This is a genomic window from Bacillus atrophaeus (assembly GCF_001584335.1).
GTDB lineage: Bacteria > Bacillota > Bacilli > Bacillales > Bacillaceae > Bacillus > Bacillus atrophaeus.
Genome location: NZ_LSBB01000017.1, coordinates 25768 through 44344, shown reverse-complemented (window position 1 = coordinate 44344; position 18577 = coordinate 25768). Strand labels below are relative to the sequence as shown.

The 18577-nt window shown below is 44.2% G+C and carries 20 protein-coding genes; 12 read left to right on the top strand and 8 right to left on the bottom strand.

Annotation, left to right across the window (positions count from 1 at the left end):
• Positions 1-116 precede the first annotated feature (116 nt).
• The 3 genes from corA to AXI57_RS08330 all read left to right on the top strand — a co-directional run bounded on the left by corA (position 117) and on the right by AXI57_RS08330 (position 2752).
• The gene (gene corA / locus AXI57_RS08340; RefSeq protein WP_004430503.1) at positions 117-1076 is read left to right on the top strand and encodes a magnesium/cobalt transporter CorA; all 960 of its coding nucleotides are present in this window, start codon (positions 117-119) and stop codon (positions 1074-1076) included.
• 78 nt (positions 1077-1154) lie between these two features.
• Positions 1155-1790, top strand: coding sequence for a hypothetical protein (locus tag AXI57_RS08335; RefSeq protein ID WP_061669794.1), 636 nt, complete (start codon positions 1155-1157; stop codon positions 1788-1790).
• A gap of 83 nt (positions 1791-1873) precedes the next feature.
• Positions 1874-2752, top strand: a complete 879-nt coding sequence (locus AXI57_RS08330) for an NAD(P)-dependent oxidoreductase (RefSeq protein WP_061669793.1) — start codon at positions 1874-1876, stop codon at positions 2750-2752.
• A 54-nt stretch (positions 2753-2806) separates the two neighbouring features.
• On the opposite strand, the gene pdaA is transcribed toward AXI57_RS08330, so the two are convergent.
• Together pdaA and AXI57_RS08320 are read right to left on the bottom strand one after the other, a co-directional pair.
• Positions 2807-3598, bottom strand: coding sequence for a delta-lactam-biosynthetic de-N-acetylase (gene pdaA / locus AXI57_RS08325; protein WP_004430495.1), 792 nt, complete (start codon positions 3596-3598; stop codon positions 2807-2809).
• Positions 3599-3730: 132 nt separating this feature from the next.
• On the bottom strand, positions 3731-3916 hold the full coding sequence (locus AXI57_RS08320; RefSeq protein ID WP_004430493.1) for an SE1561 family protein: 186 nt from the start codon (positions 3914-3916) through the stop codon (positions 3731-3733).
• Between the two features lie 141 nt (positions 3917-4057).
• Here AXI57_RS08320 and yfkAB point away from each other — a divergent pair, with 141 nt between their 5' ends.
• Together yfkAB and AXI57_RS08310 are read left to right on the top strand one after the other, a co-directional pair.
• Positions 4058-5179 carry a radical SAM/CxCxxxxC motif protein YfkAB gene (yfkAB, locus tag AXI57_RS08315; RefSeq protein ID WP_010787952.1) on the top strand — a complete coding sequence of 374 codons (1122 nt, stop codon included), beginning with the start codon at positions 4058-4060 and terminating at the stop codon, positions 5177-5179.
• On the top strand, positions 5180-6022 hold the full coding sequence (locus AXI57_RS08310) for a mechanosensitive ion channel family protein (RefSeq protein WP_141292194.1): 843 nt from the start codon (positions 5180-5182) through the stop codon (positions 6020-6022).
• 37 nt (positions 6023-6059) lie between these two features.
• Here AXI57_RS08310 and AXI57_RS08305 read toward each other — a convergent pair whose 3' ends face one another.
• The gene (locus AXI57_RS08305) at positions 6060-6854 is read right to left on the bottom strand and encodes a YfkD famly protein (RefSeq protein ID WP_010787950.1); all 795 of its coding nucleotides are present in this window, start codon (positions 6852-6854) and stop codon (positions 6060-6062) included.
• Positions 6855-6924: 70 nt separating this feature from the next.
• Positions 6925-7983 (bottom strand): calcium/proton exchanger, encoded by a 1059-nt coding sequence (gene cax / locus AXI57_RS08300; protein ID WP_004430481.1) that lies wholly within the window; start codon positions 7981-7983, stop codon positions 6925-6927.
• Between the two features lie 174 nt (positions 7984-8157).
• Between cax and AXI57_RS08295 the strand changes: the two genes are divergently transcribed.
• Positions 8158-9333 carry an MFS transporter gene (locus tag AXI57_RS08295; RefSeq protein WP_061669791.1) on the top strand — a complete coding sequence of 392 codons (1176 nt, stop codon included), beginning with the start codon at positions 8158-8160 and terminating at the stop codon, positions 9331-9333.
• 201 nt (positions 9334-9534) lie between these two features.
• Here the strand turns inward: AXI57_RS08295 and AXI57_RS08290 are convergent, their stop codons facing one another.
• The 3 genes from AXI57_RS08290 to AXI57_RS08280 are packed head-to-tail and all read right to left on the bottom strand — an operon-like array spanning position 9535 to position 11220.
• Positions 9535-10374 carry a YihY family inner membrane protein gene (locus tag AXI57_RS08290; RefSeq protein WP_061669790.1) on the bottom strand — a complete coding sequence of 280 codons (840 nt, stop codon included), beginning with the start codon at positions 10372-10374 and terminating at the stop codon, positions 9535-9537.
• 17 nt (positions 10375-10391) lie between these two features.
• A complete protein-coding gene (locus AXI57_RS08285; protein ID WP_004430473.1) occupies positions 10392-10724 on the bottom strand; it encodes a hypothetical protein in 333 nt (110 codons plus the stop codon).
• A 25-nt stretch (positions 10725-10749) separates the two neighbouring features.
• Entirely contained in the window at positions 10750-11220 is a 471-nt protein-coding gene (locus tag AXI57_RS08280; RefSeq protein WP_061669789.1) for a low molecular weight protein-tyrosine-phosphatase, read from the bottom strand.
• Between the two features lie 320 nt (positions 11221-11540).
• On the opposite strand from AXI57_RS08280, the gene AXI57_RS08275 reads away from it, so the two are divergent.
• The 6 genes from AXI57_RS08275 to AXI57_RS08250 all read left to right on the top strand — a co-directional run bounded on the left by AXI57_RS08275 (position 11541) and on the right by AXI57_RS08250 (position 17794).
• Positions 11541-11756 (top strand): DUF1128 domain-containing protein, encoded by a 216-nt coding sequence (locus tag AXI57_RS08275; RefSeq protein ID WP_004430468.1) that lies wholly within the window; start codon positions 11541-11543, stop codon positions 11754-11756.
• A gap of 399 nt (positions 11757-12155) precedes the next feature.
• Positions 12156-13343: an MFS transporter gene (locus tag AXI57_RS08270; protein ID WP_013390438.1), complete on the top strand. Its 1188-nt coding sequence runs from the start codon at positions 12156-12158 to the stop codon at positions 13341-13343.
• 16 nt (positions 13344-13359) lie between these two features.
• Positions 13360-14121 carry a type I 3-dehydroquinate dehydratase gene (gene aroD, locus AXI57_RS08265; RefSeq protein WP_061669788.1) on the top strand — a complete coding sequence of 254 codons (762 nt, stop codon included), beginning with the start codon at positions 13360-13362 and terminating at the stop codon, positions 14119-14121.
• 83 nt (positions 14122-14204) lie between these two features.
• Positions 14205-15089 carry a shikimate dehydrogenase gene (locus AXI57_RS08260; protein WP_061669787.1) on the top strand — a complete coding sequence of 295 codons (885 nt, stop codon included), beginning with the start codon at positions 14205-14207 and terminating at the stop codon, positions 15087-15089.
• A 296-nt stretch (positions 15090-15385) separates the two neighbouring features.
• On the top strand, positions 15386-16606 hold the full coding sequence (locus tag AXI57_RS08255; protein ID WP_061669786.1) for an MFS transporter: 1221 nt from the start codon (positions 15386-15388) through the stop codon (positions 16604-16606).
• A gap of 174 nt (positions 16607-16780) precedes the next feature.
• Complete coding sequence (locus AXI57_RS08250; RefSeq protein WP_003328640.1) at positions 16781-17794, top strand: LacI family DNA-binding transcriptional regulator; 1014 nt, start codon at positions 16781-16783, stop codon at positions 17792-17794.
• 61 nt (positions 17795-17855) lie between these two features.
• On the opposite strand, the gene AXI57_RS08245 is transcribed toward AXI57_RS08250, so the two are convergent.
• Entirely contained in the window at positions 17856-18371 is a 516-nt protein-coding gene (locus AXI57_RS08245) for a type 1 glutamine amidotransferase domain-containing protein (RefSeq protein WP_003328639.1), read from the bottom strand.
• Between the last annotated feature and the right edge of the window lie 206 nt (positions 18372-18577).

The window sequence follows — 18577 nt, the reverse complement described above, 5'->3', positions numbered from 1 at the left end:
TGATCAACCCTTTTTCCATTTTTTTGTTCAGTATAACACGTCCCGGGAACCGGATTGAAAACAGTATACTTTTCTCGAAAACACCGCATGATATAATGGCAATCGGAGGGTTGTTTATGATCAACATTACCGCAATCACAACACAGCATCAGCTTCTGAAAAATATACCGATCGAACGGGTTGAGCAGCCGGATATTGCATGGTATTGGGTTGATTTTTTCGGGCCTGAGGAAACAGAAACCGCATTATTGAGGGATTTTTTTCATTTTCATCCCCTTGCGATTGAGGATTGCTTCCAGCATATGCAGCGGCCGAAGCTTGATCATTATGACGGCTATCGTTTTTATGTGCTGCATGCGTTGAATCAGGATACGCTGGAAACAGAAGAGGTTGATATCTTTCATGGCGAAAACTATGTCGTTACCTTTCATTTGCATGAATCACACGGAATTGCCAAAGTGAGAGAGCGTGTTTATGCGTCACCGGACATTTTAAAGAAGGGCCCCGGGCATATTTCATACATGGTGATAGACCAGCTTGTGGATGAGTATTTCCCTGTGCTTTATAAAATTGAAGACCGGCTGAATGAGATTGAAGACAGCCGCAGCCATAAGACATACGGCACGCTGATGAGCGAGGTGTTTGACCTGAGGACAGATCTTCTGCACCTCAGACGGACCATTATTCCGATGCGTGACTTGCTGTATCGGATTTTAAGCCTTGATCATGTGAAAGACCAGCGCGAAACAAAAGCATATTTCAGCGACATTTACGATCACTTGTTGAAACTGTCGGAGCTTGTCGAGTCGAACCGCGACATGACGTCTGATTTAAGAGACAGCTATGTGACGATGAATTCAAACCGGATGAATGCCATCATGATGACATTAACTATCGTGTCGACGATTTTTATCCCGCTCACGTTTATTGCCGGCGTTTACGGAATGAACTTTGACAACATGCCGGAACTTCACTGGAAATACGGATATTTTGGCGTGCTTGGTGTAATGGGAGCCGTAGTTGTCGGTATGATGATTTGGTTTATACATAAAGGATGGTTCAAAATATTTAAGTAAAGAACAGCTTTAGGCTGTTCTTTTTTTATCCACATCCTTATAATGGTAATTAAAAAGCCTCTGGAGAGGATGACACGTATGGTTTCCTATAGAGGGGTAATTGCCCTCTGTCTGATGATGGTCGGATTGCTCACTTCCATCCCCCTTTACAATGGCACAACTCTTGGCGATCTTGTTTTTCAGCTGGCCGGCCTTTCAGATTGGACGAAAAAAGGCTCGCATATTAGCGCGGTTTACGGACTGGTTTTGTATTTGACCGGTTGGGTTTGGAGTTCGTTTCATTTTGTGAAAAAGCTTCCCGCGGCGGGCTTTACATTGTTATTACTCAGTTTTACAGCCGCTGCCGCTTTGCAGCCCTTATCTGAACATATTGTTTTTTTCATTAAAAGGCCGGCTGAGGGCAGCAGCGCTGTCGAATACATTCAGCCGCGCAGCTATTGCCACAATAGAATAGAACAAAAGAAAGTGCATATTACATGTACTCTCCGAATCAATCACTACGGAAAACAGGCTACCGAAGTAGCGATTCAGCCTTATTTTGATAAAGAAATGATAAAACCTCAGGATGTCAAAATAAAAGCAAAAACCTTTACCCTCAGTCCCCGCTCTAAAACAAATCTAAACATCCGATTTACCGGGATTTCAAAAAAAGATATACAGATGGAAGGCGATTCTGCTGACATGAAGTTGACCGTTACGAACCATACAGAATGAGCAGAGTCATGCTAAGGCAATTTTAATGCTGTCACTTCCCATTAAATATATAATGTGAAAAAACCTATAGTGGAGTGATACAAATGAAAATTGCAATCATCGGTCTCGGCAACATGGGCCGCCCCATCGCCGAAAATGTCATACAAGCGGGCTATGAATTGATTGTGTACAACAGAACGAAACAAAAAGCGGAAGAACTGATATCAAAAGGAGCGCACACAGCGGATACGCCGCGCAAAGCAGCGGAGACAGCAGACATCGTTCTGACAATGCTTGCTGACGACGAGGCTGTCAGCGCCGTAACCTTCGGAGTCGACGGAATTTTAGAAGGCTTATCAGAAAGCGGAATTCACATTTCCATGAGCACGATCAGTACCGAATGTTCCCAACAACTGTCGTCAGCTCATAGAGAGAAGGGCCAGTTCTTTCTCGCGGCGCCTGTACTCGGCCGCCCCGATGCCGCAGAGAAAGCCGCACTTCGCATCATCGTTGCCGGTCCTGAGGAAGCAAAGAAAAAAGCGAAGCCGCTTCTTGAAAGCTTAGGCCAGCAATTGTTTGACGTCGGCGAAGAAAGCCGCACAGCCAATGTCGCCAAAATCGGGAACAACTTTTTGCTTGTTTCCATGCTGGAGGCTTTATCAGAAGCTTTTGTCATGATGGAAAAGTACGGATTGGAGCAAAAACAATTTTTAGAAATCACAAACGCGCTTTTTGGCTCTCCAGTGTACCAGAATTACGGAACCATTATGGCCGAGCAGACATTTGATCCTGCAGGCTTTAAACTCAAATTAGGATTAAAAGATACAAACCTTGCGCTCGCCGCGGCCGAACAGGTCTCCGCCAAGCTCCCGACAGCCCAGCTTGCAAAAACTCATTTTGAAAGCGGGATAGACAAAGGCTGGGGAGATTTGGACTGGGCCGCTCTCATCAAAAGCGTTGAGCTCTTGTCAAAACAAAAATAACGCGCTATCAAACAGAAGCCTCTCCCTTTAATTGCGGGAGAGGCTTCATCAGCATTAAAACTTGGGCAAGCGCATTTCTTTTTCAAACATCAGATCGTCAATGCTTTTAAACGTATACCCTTTTTTCTTCAAGTCAGTGATCGCATCATCAAGCGCTTCTGAATTGTCTTTTGAGACGGTATGGAGAAGATAAATCGCCCCGGGATGCGCCTGCTTCATCATATGGTCGTAGGCATATTGTTTTCCCTTCTGATGATTGATTTTCCAGTCCACAAACGCAACTGACCAAAACACCGTTTGATACCCGAGCCGTTTTGCTTCCTGAAGCACATATTCGCTGAACACGCCGCGCGGCGGACGCAAATAAAGATTGTCCTGTTTCCCGGTAATCTTATACACTTCTTCCTTCACCGAATCCAGTTCATCCTGAATTTCATCGGCCGTTTTGGTTGTCAGATCAGGGTGATGAAAGGAATGATTGCCGATAATATGGCCTTCATCAGACATGCGTTTGATGAGTTCCGGCTGATCTTTAACAAAATGTCCCGTCACAAAAAAGGTTCCAGTCACGTGATGCTTCTTCAGCACATCGAGTACTTTCGGCGTATAACCGTTTTCGTAACCGTTATCGAATGTTAAATAGATCGTCTTTTCTTTAGTGTTTCCTAAGTAAAACGCGTCATATTTTTTGATCAGACTGTTCAGTTGTTTGCCCGCGTCAGCCGGCGTGTGATTGACACTTCGTTTAAATCCCCAGTTTACCGGTTCGTTTGATACTGCTTTTGCACCGCTCACTCCGCCTGTGAGCAAAGCGGCAATGCAGCATACAGAACAAATCCATTTCATGGTCAGCGCTCCTTCTGCAGTTTTTCTTATTTTGCAGTAGAGCGCTTTGTTTTATACCATTGCTTTCTTTCCAGGTCTGTATGTCCGTACAGCCGTTTTTTGGCATAAAAAAAACCGCGGCGTCCGCCCCGGTTATTCCCAATCTTTTTTGAATCGTTCATATTTGGCTTCAAGATCGTCAAGCATGCTGATGAGGCGGTCTATATCTTCAACGTCTGTTGATTCAGGGTCTAATGAATCAATCACGTTCATAAACATATCCAGTCTGTTCTTCAAATAATCAATCTGCTGATCCTTGTTGTTTATTGCATTCCCCATTTTTCTCCTCCTTTCATTTTTTTAATGGTAGCTCATTTTTTCCTGTTTTTCAACGGCTTCGCCCCTTGCGATCTTTGTGGATCAGGTCTAAAATTAACAGTTGGCAGACGTTAGTATGCCCCAATAATAAAGGAGTTAGATATGATGCAAAATACGAAGCTCCGTCCGATTACGCCCCAATTTGATCCGTGGGAAGCGTATATGGACGTAGACCAATATGGAGACATGCAGCTGACGAACGTTGAATTCACAACGACGACACTGTGCAATATGAGATGTGAGCATTGTGCTGTCGGTTACACGCTGCAGCCGAAGGACCCCAATGCTCTTCCGATAGATCTTTTGTTACAGCGGCTTGAGGAAATTCCGCTTCTTCGGTCCATCAGCATTACCGGCGGTGAACCGATGCTTTCATTAAAATCGGTGAAGGAGTACGTTGTCCCTTTATTAAAATACGCTCATGAACGCGGCGTGCGGACACAGATTAATTCCAATTTAACGCTTGATATCGAGCGCTATGAATGGATCATTCCTTACCTTGACGTTCTGCATATTTCCCATAACTGGGGAACGGTTGAGGATTTTGCCGATATCGGTTTTGCGATGATGGATAAAAAACCGACCTTCGAACAGCGCGCCCGATATTTTGAAAAAATGATTCAAAACAGCCGCACCTTGGTCGACGCCGGCGTAATGGTCTCAGCGGAAACCATGCTGAATAAACGCACACTTCCCCATATCGAGCATATTCACCGGCAAATCGTTGAAGAAATGAAGTGCCAGCGCCATGAAGTGCATCCGATGTATCCAAGTGATTTTGCCAGTGCACTTGATTCACTCAGCTTAAAGGATATGAGAAAAGCCATTCACAAACTGCTAGATGTGCGTGATGAAAACACGTGGATGCTGTTTGGCACATTGCCGTTTTACGCGTGCAGCCCTGATGAAGAAGATCAGACATTATTAAAGCGGCTGCGCCAGGCGAAAAATGTGACAGTGCGAAATGATCCCGATGGCCGTTCACGCCTGAATGTAAATATTTTTGATGGGAATATTATTGTGACAGACTTTGGGGATACACCTCCGCTTGGCAATATCCAGACAGACAGCCTGCCTTCCGCTTATGAAAAGTGGAGAGAAACGAAGCTGGCTAAAGAGCTGAATTGCCATTGCCCGAATGTGCGGTGCCTCGGCCCGAATGTTCTGGTGAAAAACAGTTATTATCAAAATGAAGATTTTTCAGTACGCCAAGCCAGGAGTTAGATGCGGATGAAAGAAACGTTTATTGACATTCTGAAAAGCAAAACATTCGATATACTCATTGTCGCCGCCCTGCTTTGGGTTGGTGTGTTTATCATCAATCGGTTTGTGCAGGCGTTTTTTAAACGGACTGACTTTATTGAAGAACGGAAAGAGAAAACAATTGAAAGCCTTGTTCGTTCGCTTACCCGTTATTCAGCGACCATCGGCTTTATATTGTATGTAGTTTCACTGTTTGTGGATGATTTCGGAAAAATACTCGCAGGAGCCGGTGTCGCGGGTATCGTTATCGGGTTTGGCGCCCAATCGCTGATTAAAGATATAGTGGCCGGGATTTTCTTAATATACGAGCGCCAGCTCCATAAAGGCGATTATGTGACGGTGAACAATTTGTTCAGTGGCACTGTGGAAGAAATCGGCCTTCGTTCGCTGCAAATCAGGGAATGGAGCGGGAAGCTTTTAACCATCAGCAATGGGGAAGTCAGACAAATTGAAAACTACAATATTAATTACATGCGAATTACTGAGTCTCTTCTTGTGAGCTTTAAGGAAGATCCCGAGCGCGTGTATCGCGTGCTTGAGGAAGCGTGCGATATGCTGAACCAAGAGCTTCGCGATTCCTTAAAAAGAGACGAGTTTCTAAACCCGGAAGAACCGTTTCAAGTACACGGCATTACAAGCCTGAATAAGATCAATCGCGGGATCGAGTTTACAGTGAAGGGCATGGTGAAGGATCAGGATTATTTCAGCGCCAGCCTCACAGTAAGACGGGTCCTTGTCCGTCAGCTTTATCAACATAACGTACAAATGCTTGAGGAAGCGATCCGGGTTGACAAAAGCCAATAAAAAACTGATTCCGTTTAAGACGGAATCAGTTTTTTTATTACCTCGGCTGTGCAGAAAGCTGGAAGCTGAAAGTGACGTGGTCTTGAACGGGGATCCAAGCGCCGATCCCTTGTGAAGTGACATTTTTCACAACGAGCTTTCGTTTATTGCCTTTCAGCACCAAGTACACTTCTCCGTATGTGACTTTCCCCTTTTCATTCACGGCCGGAGCATAAGCGTTTAGGTAACCAAGTTTTTTGGCTGCTATTTTATACATTTGGTCACGCTTCGTTCCGGCTCCCACAACTGTCTCAAATGCGAGCGGAAGGCTGGTTTTCTTCATGGCTTTTTGCATCATCATGCTTCTGACATCTTCTGCGTTTGGAACCTTTGCCGTCAAATCGCCTTTTACTCTGAATTGCCGCTCCTGAGAATATCTCATTTCAGCCGTTTGCTCTCCGCCTCGGTTGTCAGCGCGGTTTGTATTGATTTTTTTGTACTCCCAGTTGGCGACGGTTTCGTTTGATTCGTACCCGAGCGCCCATTTCCCGAGAAATACTGTCGCCCTGTAGCCTACAGCAAGAGGCGTTCCGGAGATGGTGGACTCGTTCAACATTTTAATCAGATGCGGGTTTTCAATTGCCACCTCTGATGTATCTAGCAATTCTTGCGCCAGCTTACTCGGCTGGAGAGTCGGCTGATCTTGCGAAGCATTCGGATACGTATTTTCCTTAGAAATGCTTGCAACAGAATCAGGGATCTTAAACGGTTTTGTAGCATGGATAGGCTGAACGCCGAAAAAACTAAAGGATAATAACACAATGAGTGTGGCCTTACATAGCTTTTTCATCATATCACTCTTTCTATGGCATTTTCCTTTAGTCTTTTCCGCCCTCTACATTGTTATCCGTTATTTTTTCAGGTTAAAGCAGGAAAAAACCGATCGCCATAATGACATATGCCGCAAGCAGGGTGGCTCCTTCAAACCAATTGGAATCACCGTCATTTGAAATGGCAATCATCAGCAGCACCGCCGATACCATTGAGACGAGCTCCGGCAGCGTAAAGACGAGCGGCATGCTTGTCGGGAAAAACAGCGAACAGATGACGAGTATCGGTGCAACAAACATCGCAATCTGCAATGTGGAGCCGACCGCAATTTCAACAGCCACGTCCATTTTATTTTTATAGGCCATAATAATAGCAGACGCGTGCTCCGCCGCGTTTCCGACAATGGCGACGATAATGACCCCGATAAAAAGTTCGCTCCAGCCGAATTGCGCTGCAACCGAATGGAAGGTGTGCACAAGATTTTCTGAAATGTAGGCGACGACAATGGTTGCCGCAAACAATACCGCAGTAGCCGCTTTCAGTGACCATTCCGGCTGTTCCTCTTCCTCAGGTTTTGCTGTTTCATTTTTCGGCTGATAGACGCCTCGGTGCGTGACAAGCTTGAAATAAAGAGCAGCCACATACAGGAGAATCATGATCACGCTGATGCCGACACTTAAATTAAGCTTGCTTGTATGCCCCATACCGATTGAAAAAATCTCAGGAATAACAAAAGCGACGATAACGGCAAAAACCAAAAGGCCGGAATTATGGCGTGCATCATGAATATTGAATACCTGCCGCTTGTATTTCAAACCGCCGACAAAAAACGATAAGCCGGCAACCAAAAGTAAATTTCCTAAAACAGAACCGGTCAAAGACGCGAGCACGATGCCCGTTAATCCTTCCTTTAAAGCGAAAATCGAAATGATAAGCTCAACTGCATTGCCGAAGGTCGCGTTTAAAAGCCCGCCAATTCGGGGCCCGGCAATAATGGCCAGCGATTCTGTCGCCCTTCCCATATAGCTTGCCAGCGCTATAATGGTGATACAATAGATGGTAAATAAGATTGCCGCAGGCCAATGCACCAAACTGCCGATGACTGACAGCGGCACCCCCGCCGCCACTAAGATGAAAAAGATACGATTCATTTGATTGGCTCCTTTTATCATATTGATTTATTTTTTATTCTTCTCAAAAAACATCATGATTACACCAAGTCACACGTTTCAGCCCTCACCTCCTTCACGTGCCGAATTTCCTGTTGCCGTCTTTTGGAAATCGGTGTACGATCAAGAATAGATCCCATCTAAGGAGAAAACGCGATGTCACGATTTCATTTCTTTATTCTTGTGCTGCTTGTTTCAATTTCAGGATTTTCTCAAGGAATGCTGCTGCCTGTGATCTCAATTATTTTTGAAACACAAGGCGAATCAGCCGCTGTAAACGGATTGCATGCGACCGGATTATATATCGGCGTATTGCTCGCGGCGCCTTTTATGGAGGCGCCGCTTCGAAAGCTTGGGTTCAAACCGCTCATTGTGATCGGCGGCGCCCTTGTTATTGTCAGTTTATTCAGCTTTATATGGCTTCAATCCGTCTGGATCTGGTTTTTCCTGCGCCTTTTAATCGGAATCGGAGATCACATGCTTCATTTTTCCACTCAAACATGGGTGACCTCCAGATCGTCTAAACAAAATCGCGGAAAAAATCTTTCACTGTACGGGCTGTCATTCGGCCTTGGGTTTGCCGCGGGCCCTTTCATGGTGCCGCTCGTTCAGTCAAATCCAGCGCTGCCTTTTATCGTATCCGGCTGCATCAGTCTGTTGGCGTGGCTTTTTGTGTTCTTTCTACAAAATGAATACCCGGAAACCAGTCCTCACGAAACCGGGACGGAAAATAGTTTTTCACGATTTTATCAGGCTGTGCTTTTAGGGTGGATCGCCTTTATGCCGACCTTTGGCTACGGTTTTTTAGAAACAGCGTTAAACGGCAGTTTTCCCGTGTACGCGCTGCGTCTGGGAATTTCGGTTGATGCGGTGGGACTCATTCTGCCGGCTTTTGCCATCGGAAGCATTGTGTTTCAATTTCCGCTCGGCATAATAAGTGATAAATACGGCAGAAGGAACGTCCTGCTCATCATTCTATTAACGGGCGCATTGTGTTTTTTGACAGCCGGTCTGTTCCCGTCGCCTTATGTATTGGGGTGCTGTTTTTTCATTGCCGGAATGGCTGTTGGGTCAACCTTTACACTCGGGATCAGTTATATGACCGACCTTTTGCCGTCCCACCTTCTTCCGGCGGGGAATTTGCTCTGCGGTATCTCATTCAGTCTCGGAAGCATCATCGGTCCGATCGCCGGCGGCTGGTATATGCAGATATTTGAAAATGCCAATCTGTTTTACTTCATCACCTTTGTTTTATCAGTTGTTTGGATTGCTATTGCTTTTGGCAAAACAAAACATCCTTCCCATAGTGGGTCACACTCTGTCACCCATTAAAAAAAGAGCTGACGCTAAAAGCCAGCTCTTTTTTTTAGGGGTGTCATCCCCTCTGTATCTAATGGTAACCGTTTTGTCCGTTGGAACTTCCGCTCGTTTTTTGTTTCGGTTTGCTTTTCGAATTTTGTTTGTTATGGCTTCCGCCTTTTTGCTTTGTCATGATGATCCCTCCGCATGCCTGATTGAACAATACCTGTTCGTTTATAGGTTGCTCGAATCAACCGGATTTTCATCAGGAAGCTTTTTACGTTTATGTAAAAGCGCGTTGATTTCTCCTCCTAAAATAATTAAAATCCCGCTTAAGTAAAACCAGATCATCAGCACGATAATTCCCCCGATGCTTCCATATGTCGCACTGTAATTCGCGTAGGTGCCCACGTAAAAGGAAAATAATGTGCTGACCGCGATCCAGCCAATGGTCGCAAACAGCGCGCCTGGAAATACGAAACGCAATGACAGTTTTTTGTTCGGGGCGAATAAATACAAAGCGGAAAATACGATCAGCAAAATCAAAGGGCTGATTCCCCAGCGCACCGCGGCCCATACCGCTAAAAACATATCAGACGCGCCGACAAATTCAGCGGTTAAAAGCCCGATCTGCTTACCGAATACCGGCAGCAGCAAGGCAACTAAAATGGTAAATACCATCCCGATCGTTAAGAAAATAGAGGTTAGACGAACAATGATAAAAGAGCGGTTTTCCTTAACTTCATACGCGTGGTTAAACGCTCTGACGATGGCGTTCATCCCGTTTGAAGCCGACCAGAGAGCCGCGATGATTCCGAAAGAAAGCAGCCCGCCGTTGCGGTTGTTTAATGTTTGCTCGGTAATAGATTGTATAAGCGACATAGCGCCGTCCGGAGCATATTGATCCACTACTCCGAGCACGTCATCCGATGTCAGCGGGAGATAGGCGGCAAGCGTTAAAATAAAGATCATAAACGGAAACAAAGATAGAAGAAAAAAATACGCCAGCTCTGCTGATTTGCTTTGCCCTTCATGCAGGGTAAATCTCCCGAATAGCTCTTTTATAAAGTCCATGTCTGTCTCACCTCAGCTCAATTGTCAGTTGTTTTCTTTGAAAAATGCTCCTTGGTTTCCTCAACAAGCTCCATGACTTTCGGTGTTGTTTTCTTTAATTCGCTTACTTGTTTATTCAAAAAACCTAAATCATCTGAAAGTGATTGGGCGAGCTTTTTTGTATCATCCAATTTTGTGATCATCGAATTTTTCAAAAGCTCCGGATTGCTCCGATACAGCCGGACCTTATTTTTGCACATCATCCATTTCAACCCGCACGCGTCCCTTGTCGGTTTATGAAAAAGAGACAACGCGGCGCCGATGGATGCACCGATCAGCATATTCTTCAGCATCATTCGTTCATTTTTCATCATACAAAACCCCTTTCGTTTTCGATTACAGATTTTGTTCTTTTCTGATGGATTCCAGCAAATTCCGGCAGCCTGACTCAACCAGCTGATAAACTTCATCAAAATTTCCTGTGTAATAAGGGTCCGGCACGTCGGCCGCATCTGACTCCTTCACATAATCAAGCAGCCTTCCCAGACGGGGCGCTTTTTTAAAACCCGCCATGCTTCTCAAATGTCCGATGTTTTCCGCATCCATCGCTATCACGTAATCAAAATCAGCCAAATCCTGCTCACACACTTGGCGTGCCAGCATGCCTTCAAAGCTGATCCCCTTCCTCCGCAATATCTCCTGTGTCCCTTCATGCGGAGGGCTGCCGATGTGCCAGCCGCCGATTCCGGCAGAATCTGTTTTGATCTGCTCTTGCAAACCGTTTTTTTCGGCCAAATCCTTGAACACTGCTTCTGCCATGGGTGACCGGCAAATATTCCCCAAGCAAACAAATAAAACTTTTATCATGTTGTATGACCTCCCTAATCTTTCCCCACATTTCTTTAAAAAGAAACCTTTAGGATATCATAGTAAGAAAACCGAAATGTTTTCAACCATATGCCGTCATTTTTTTAAAACTGTCTGCGTCCTGTACAAGCCGGTTTGATGCTTTATATTTTATGTGGTCTGCGGACTCATCATTCTCTTTTCGGAAATCGCCGGAGAAACAGCCCCCTAAAAAGATACGCCAGCTTACATACTAACCACTGCGAAAACGCGCTTTTTTTCTCAGGGAATTCTGTTAGAATATAAAGGACAAATATGGCCTAAAGAAAGGATGGATGCATTTGTCCAGCCAAAACACAGAGACATTGAACCAAATGATTGAAGAGATTTCCCAAAAGCTCAACATGCTGAATGTCGGCGTGATCAGAGCGGAAGATTTCAGCGATGAAAAAATTGAGGATCTTACCTACCTTCATAAAATGGTAATGAAAAAAGCATCATTCAGCCCAAGCGAAATGCAGGCGATCGCTCAAGAACTTGCCTCTCTTCGCAAATAACAAAAAGACTTGCCGTAAACCGGTAAGTCTTTTTGTATGCCCTGGTTTAAATAATAAATTCTCACTTTAAATAATAAAAAAATATTTGTTCACAAGTTTGACATAGATAAAAAGAAGGAGTATGATAACTGTGAGTTTGGTAGAACGATATACTAAACAGAATAAAATATCGGCTAAGCAACAAACGGACCGTTTTATTTCTGGGATATTAGTTCACAAAGTGAAATTCTTTATTCTTTAGTATAACGATGTACCTAACAAGCTGCTCTCTGTTTTTATCAGCTTGTTAATCACCAAGTTACATGAAAGGCAGGGATTATATCAGAAGAGGAAAGCGCTTTAATTACACACTGTTTTAAACCATTCGATTCTTTATTAATTCACATAGGGGATGTCATCATGAAAAATCAATACACAAAAATGGCAATTGGTTTGTATATCAACTACTTTTTATTAGGTATGGTTAATATCATCCTTGCCTCAAATATGGAATCTCTTTCAAAACAATTAGGCACCACTGCCGCCGGGATCAGCTATTTAGTATCAGCGATCGGAATCGGGAAATTAGTTTCATTGGCCGTGGCTGGAAGGCTGTCTGATAAATACGGCAGAAAACCATTTGTCGTTGCGGCATCATTTATTTATCTGATCTTTCTTATCGGCATACCGCTTGCCCCTAACTATGCGTTAGCGTTTATCTTTGCGGTCAGCGCGGGAATTGCGAACTCATTTTTAGATTCAGGTACGTACCCTGCACTTATTGAAGGATTTCCGAAAAAAGCAAGTTCTGCGACTGTACTGGTCAAAGCCTTTGTATCCATCGGCGCTACATTGCTGCCGTTTTTCATCTCATTCATTGTGGCGAAAGATTTGTTTTACGGATACACGTTTTTCTTGCCGGCTATTATCTACTTTATTAATGGATTCTTCCTGTTAAAAGTCGCTTTTCCGAACCATAACCAAAAAGATGCGGCCGGAACATCAGGCGCTTCGGCGCAAGACCAATTTAAATCTCAGCCTAAATTGCGGCAAGAAGGGTTGGCCATCATTATTTTAGGCTTTACATCAACGGCGTTATTCGTGCTTGTTCAAGTATGGCTTCCAAAATTCGGACAAGAAGTATTGGGAATGCCTGAGGTGCAATCCGTACAATTGCTCAGTTACTACAGCGTCGGGGCGCTTGTTTCAGTCTTATTATTAGCTGTTCTGTTAAACAAAGTCATTAAGCCTGTTACTGTCATGATTGTCTATCCGGCTATTGCGCTTGTGTCATTATTGGCTCTGTTGTTTATCCATCAGCCGGCGGTTTCTGTTATCAGCTCGTTTGTCATCGGATTATCAACCGCAGGTGTCTTCCAATTGGCGATGACGGTTATGGCAGAATTGTTCCCTGCCAATAAAGGGACCATTACATCATTTGTAAACACCGCAGCCAGCCTAGCGTTCATTCTGATTCCGCTTGTTACCGGCATCCTTTCAAAGAGCGCCGGACTGACTTCTGTATTTATGCTTGATGTCGGCATTGCCGTCATTAGTATTTTATTAGCACTATTCATTGGTTACCGCTATAAGCAAGTCATGAGATAGAAAAGGAGTTTACGCGATGAAAACCATTACGATAAAAAACACAACCATCGGCGAAGGTGTGCCGAAGATTATCGTGCCTTTAATGGCGGCAACAGAAGAACAGCTGCTTCAAGAAGCTGAATCCGTTACATCATTACATCCTGACATCATTGAATGGCGCGCGGATGTATATGAAGAAGTCGATCGCTTAGAAGCTGTTGCCGGCATGGCAGCAAAATTGAGAAAGGCTCTGCCTGACACGCTTCTTCTCTTCACCTTCAGAAGCCATAAAGAAGGCGGAAATAAAAAAATTGAAGACAGCTATTATATTGAATTGCTGAAAACAGTCATTAGAACAAAACAAATTGACCTTGTAGATGTGGAATTATTTTATGATGAATCCGATGTGAAATCTGTTGTGAAAACAGCGGAAAACAATGGTGTTTACGTCATTATGTCAAACCATGATTTTCATCAAACGCCTGAAAAGGAAGAAATCATTGCCCGTCTCCGTAAAATGCAGGAGTACGGCGCGCATATTCCAAAAATTGCAGTCATGCCGCAAACGACGGAAGATCTGCTGGTGCTGCTAGATGCCACACATACGATGAAAACAAAGTACGCCGATCGTCCGCTGATTACGATGTCAATGGCAGGGACAGGCCTTGTCAGCAGGCTCGCCGGAGAAATTTTCGGTTCAGCTTGTACGTTCGGCGCCGGAAAAGAAGCATCCGCGCCAGGCCAAATACCTGTGCCTGAATTGCGTGATGTACTGAATATATTGCACAAAAACCTTTAATCTTCGCGTTTTCTTCTTGCTTATCCGTAAGCTTGATTTGAAAATAGATCATTTGCCATCATATGAACTGGAGGAATTTTATCATGACGAAAGAGCTTGGACGGATTAATGGAAAAACACAATTAATTGGACTTTTAGCAACACCAATCGGACATTCTTTATCACCGACAATGCATAACCTAGCATTTAAAAAACTAGGTTTGAACTATGCTTACCTAGCATTTGAAGTCGGCAATGAACAGCTTGAAGACGTTGTCACTGGAATGCGCGCTTTAGGCGTAAGAGGATTTAACGTTTCTATGCCGAACAAAATGAAAATCATTCCTTACCTTGATCAGTTAGCTGACAGCGCTAAATTTTCCGGAGCCGTCAACACAGTTGTCAATGATAACGGAACACTGACAGGACACAGCACAGATGGTATGGGCTATGTAAGAAACTTAAAAGAACATGGCGTAGACATTGCAGGCAAAAAAATGACGCTGATCGGTTCTGGCGGAGCGGCTACTCCGATCGCCATTCAATCTGCTTTAGAAGGTCTTGCTGAAATTTCAATCTTTGCCCGTAACGACGCGTTTTTTGAAAAAGCGGTGGAAAACGTGCGCATTATTAATGAAGATATGAAAGATTCCAACTGCAAAGCAAATGTGTACCCGCTTGAAGATCAAGAAACATTGCGAGCTGAAATCGCTTCAAGTGATATTTTAGCCAATGGGACAGGCGTTGGCATGAAACCGCTTGAAGGGTTAAGCGTCATTGAGGATGTTTCTATGCTCCGCCCTGATCTCATTGTATCGGATGTTGTCTACAATCCGGTAAAATCCAAGCTGCTTGAGCAAGCTGAAGAAGCTGGCTGTAAAACGATTAATGGCTTGGGAATGATGGTTTGGCAAGGGGCTATGGCATTTGAATTATGGACTGGAAAAGAAATGCCTGTCGCTTACATCAACGAGCAAATGTTTGAATAAAGCAGGATTCACCTATTATTTAAACCAGACAATCGGACATGTTGAGCTAAGAAAATCCGGGGTTAAATCCCGCGTTTTCTTAGCTCTTTTTTAGGGATGTATAGGCAGCATCTTTCCAATATAGCGGATTGTATGTTCCATTATTATCGCCGATAATAGGTATATCATCTTTCTGCTGCTTATATCACCTAAAAAAATGCAATGTTTATTAATGATGCAGGCCGAACAAGCCTGATAGAATTCTATCAATTCTTTATTATGCAGTGCTATCATGATGAACAAACAGGGGGTTAATAATGAAGAATCGATATATGAAAACTGCGTCAGGAATGTACATCAATTACTTCTTGCTGGGGATGGTCAATATTATACTTGCTTCCAATATGGGCCCCCTCACCCGACAATGGGATACTGACCGCACTGGAATCAGTTATCTCATCGCGGCAATCGGCGCGGGGAGATTGCTGACATATGGGATATCCGGTGTTTTATCAGATAAATTCGGCAGAAAACCGTTAATCGTTGTTTCTGCTGCGGCCATGGGAATCTTTTTGGTCGGCATTCCCTTGTCCCCGAGTTATGAATTAGCCTTTGTGTTTGCTTTGCTTGCCGGTATTTCTAATTCAGCTATGGATGCGGGCACATATCCCGGGCTGACTGAGGTATTCCCGAAATCTCCCGGCTCAGCGAATGTGATGGTGAAGGCATTTGTTTCCTTGGGGGCAACGATTCTGCCGATCATGATTTTGTTTCTTTCCAAGCATCATCTCTTCTATGGATTTGCCTTTTTCATTCCGGCCGCTGTTTATTTTTTAAACGTAGTGTTTTTGTCCACGCTAACTTTTCCGAAAATTAAGCTGGGACAAGCCGGCCAAGAAGGCGAGTTACAACTGACATCCTTTTTGACTGAACCGGTATTTCGAAAAGAAGGGACCGCCCTGATTGTTATAGGGTTTACTTCTACTGCTCTATTTACGGTTTCACAAATCTGGCTGCCTAGCTATGGCCAGGAAGTGGCGGGAATGTCCGCTGACGCTTCGATTCAATTACTCAGCTTCTATAGTGTCGGCTCTCTCATTTCTGTTCTTCTTTTAGCTGTGATGTTAAACAAATGGATAAAACCCGTTATGGTGATTTTGCTTTATCCAATGATTACGCTGGTTACGCTTACGATCATTCTGACAGTTCATATCCCGATCGTGCTGACTGTTACTTCCTTCTTTTTAGGTTTTTCAACAGCAGGCATCTTCCAGCTGACCATTACAACAGTGACGGAATTGTTTTGGAAACGAAAAGGAACGGTGACCGGGATTGTAGCGACAGCCTCCAGCCTGGCGTCTATCGCCTTGCCGATTGCGACAGGTTTAATTGCAAAAAATGGCGGTATTGCCCATATCTTTGTATTTGATTGCTTTATTGCAGCGGCCGGAATCTCAGCTGCCTCCTTCCTGTACTACAGATACAGCAAATTAACCAAACCTCGGTCCCAAAAGATATGGAGAGGGAATGAACATTGATGATGAACGCTTTCCTGCATCCATGGGAGAGCGTTTTTTACTGATTCACTGCGTACATGAGGACATATTTCTTTATAAAGGCCAACAATTTGATTAATGAAAGCCAGCTTTATTATGGTTACGTTATGATGTAACATAGGTATCAAAATACAATGTAAGTGGTGAGTTCATAGTATGAAACAGTCTAAAAAACGCAGAGTCACATTACAGCAGGTCGCCGAGCATGCCGGCGTCTCAACGTCGACGGCTTCTCTTATTGTCCGCAATAATCCGAGGATATCAGAAGCAACTCGTCAAAAGGTGCTGCAGTCTATGCGTGAACTGGGATATGTTTATGACCGGGTGGCCGCCAATCTCAGATCGCAGAGTTCTACTACCGTCGGTTTAATCATAACGGATATTTCCAATACATTTTTCTCTGAATTTTTGATAGGTGTCCACGATGCGTTAGAAGAGGTCGGATATACGGTGCTTCTGGGAACAACGTTTGACTCCATTGATAAGCAAGACCATTTGATTTCAACCATGCTGGAACATCGAGTCGGCGGTCTGATTCTATGCCCTGTCTCGGGAACGGCCCAAGAGACCGCCCTCCGCTTAGAACAACTGGACATTCCGGTTGTATTAGCCGTAAGAGAAATACCTGAAATAAAGTGTGATTATGTAGGTGCTGACTATAGAGAAGGCGCGCTTAGTGCTGTGAATCATTTAATCCAAAAAGGCCATAAGAGAATTGCATTTTTAGGAGGAATAAGAGAATCTTCCACGTGGGTCAAACGGATGGAAGGATATCAAACAGCCCTTCTTGAAGCAGGAATAGAAGTCGATGATTCACTTGTCATTGACAGTGCCCCTACTCGCGAAGGAGGATTGGAGGCTCTGTCAAAAATTCTTCGTCTCTCAAAACGTCCGACCGCTATTTTTTGCTTTAGCGATTTGATCGCATTTGGTGTGATGCAAGGGGTAAGACAGGCAGGCCTGATACCTGGTGAGGATGTGGATATTGTCGGCTTTGATAATGTACCTGAAGCGGAAATTTCCCACCCGCCTTTAACAACGGTCTCCTCATTTCCCCGCCGTTCCGGGACCGAGGCGGCAAACCTTTTGCACCACAAAATGTCCAATACGAATCATAAGCAGCAGCGGATTATTTTAAAACCGGAGCTGATAATCCGGGAATCTTCTTGATCAGAGTACGGAAGCAACAAAAAAGCGGACACCAGCACGGGCGCCCGCTTTTTTTATTAAGTTAGGCGAGTAATTTTAAAGACTCGCGGTTAAACGCTGGAATATCATCCGGCGTACGGCTTGTCACCAATTGGTTTTGGCAGACGACAACTTCTTCATCCACCACGTTCGCGCCGGCGTTTTCCATATCGACACGAATTGATGTAAATCCTGTTGCTTTGCGGCCGTCAAGCGTTTTTGCGTTGATCAGCAGCTGCGGCCCATGGCAAATGGCAAATACAGGTTTCTTGTCATCCATAAAGGATTTCGCAAACTGTACAAACCGATCATCCGCGCGCAGCATGTCAGGTGAGAAACCTCCCGGAATGAGAAGCGCATCGAAATCTGAAGGATTTACTTCATCAATAGACGCGTCAACCGTTACTTCCGCATCACCTTGTTTTCCTTTTACAGTCTTCCCTTTTTCATTTTCAATAACTGTTAAGTCATGGCCCGCTTCTTTAAATGCTTTTGCAGGCTCAGTGTACTCAACATCCTCAAAATAATCCGTTAATACAACTGCAATTTTTTTTCCCATCGTTGATTACCTCCTGCTCAATGTGTCTACATAAAACAATGTACCCCAGCCACACTAAAGTAAAACATTGTCTTCTAACAACAAAGGAATTCTGAGCAATAAGGCTCATTCAGCAAGTCGGACACATGCGCCATTATCCTCATTTTTTCACCCTTTTACAATAATCGAGGCGAAACATCTACAAAAGTTTACAAAACATTCTTACA